The following is an 878-nucleotide window of genomic DNA, read 5'->3' as shown; positions in this document are numbered from 1 at the left end:
ACTAAACGGTGTCCCGTAAGGCTTGTTCAGGCATGTGATGATCTTGGTGTGGGTGCTGTGGTGACGGTGTCGGAGCCGGGCTGGGTGGGACTGTTCGCAGGCCTGGACGAGCGGCAGTTCCGCAAGCTGGTAGGTCTCGTGCGGCGCCGGGCGGTGGTGCGCCGTCCGGCGGCCGGCCGTGGGGGCTGCCGCTGGAGGACCGGGTACTGCTGGTGGCCGCGTACTGGCGGACGAACCTCACCATGCGGCAGCTCGGCCCGCTGTTCGGGATCTCGAAGTCGGCCGCGGACCGGGTCATCGACCACATCGCTCCGTTCCTCGCGCTGGCACCGGTCCGTCGTCGGCACCCGGCGGGCACGGTGCTGATCGTGGACGGAACCTTGGTCCCCACCCGCGACCGGAGCGTGGCCGTGTCCTCCAAGAACTACCGCTACTCGACAAACCTGCAGGTCATCATCGATGCGAACAGTCGTCTGGTGGTCGCGGTAGGCCGCCCGTTACCCGGCAGCCGGCACGACGCCCGGGCCTATGGCGAGTCCGGCGTGGACCAGGCGGTGAAGAACGCACCACTCCTGGGTGACGGCGGCTACCGCGGCACGGCCGCGCTCATTCCACACTGGCCCCGGCCCAACCGCCGCTCACCCCCGAACAGCAAGCGGACAACACCGTCCACCGCAGGGCCAGAGCCCGAGTGGAACATGCCTTCTCCCGCATGAAGACCTTCAAAATCCTCCGCGACTGCCGCCTGCGCGGCAACGGCGTCCACCAGGCCATGCTCGGCATCGCCCGACTCCACAACCTCGCTCTCGCGGGATAGCCCACGAACACACGAGAGGCACATCAGCCTGCCCCAACAACCCCTTACGGGACATCATTTA

At 67.7% G+C, this 878-nt stretch carries 1 pseudogene; it reads left to right on the top strand.

Going from position 1 to position 878, the window contains the following annotated elements:
* The first annotated feature begins 48 nt into the window (after nt 1-48).
* Nucleotides 49-817: pseudogene (locus IE182_RS31540) on the top strand (transposase).
* The last annotated feature ends 61 nt before the right edge of the window (nt 818-878 follow it).

This window comes from Streptomyces cinnamoneus (assembly GCF_014650495.1).
Classification (GTDB): domain Bacteria; phylum Actinomycetota; class Actinomycetes; order Streptomycetales; family Streptomycetaceae; genus Streptomyces; species Streptomyces cinnamoneus.
Note: the sequence above shows the minus strand (reverse complement) of the source record. Positions and strands in the feature narration are given on the sequence as shown.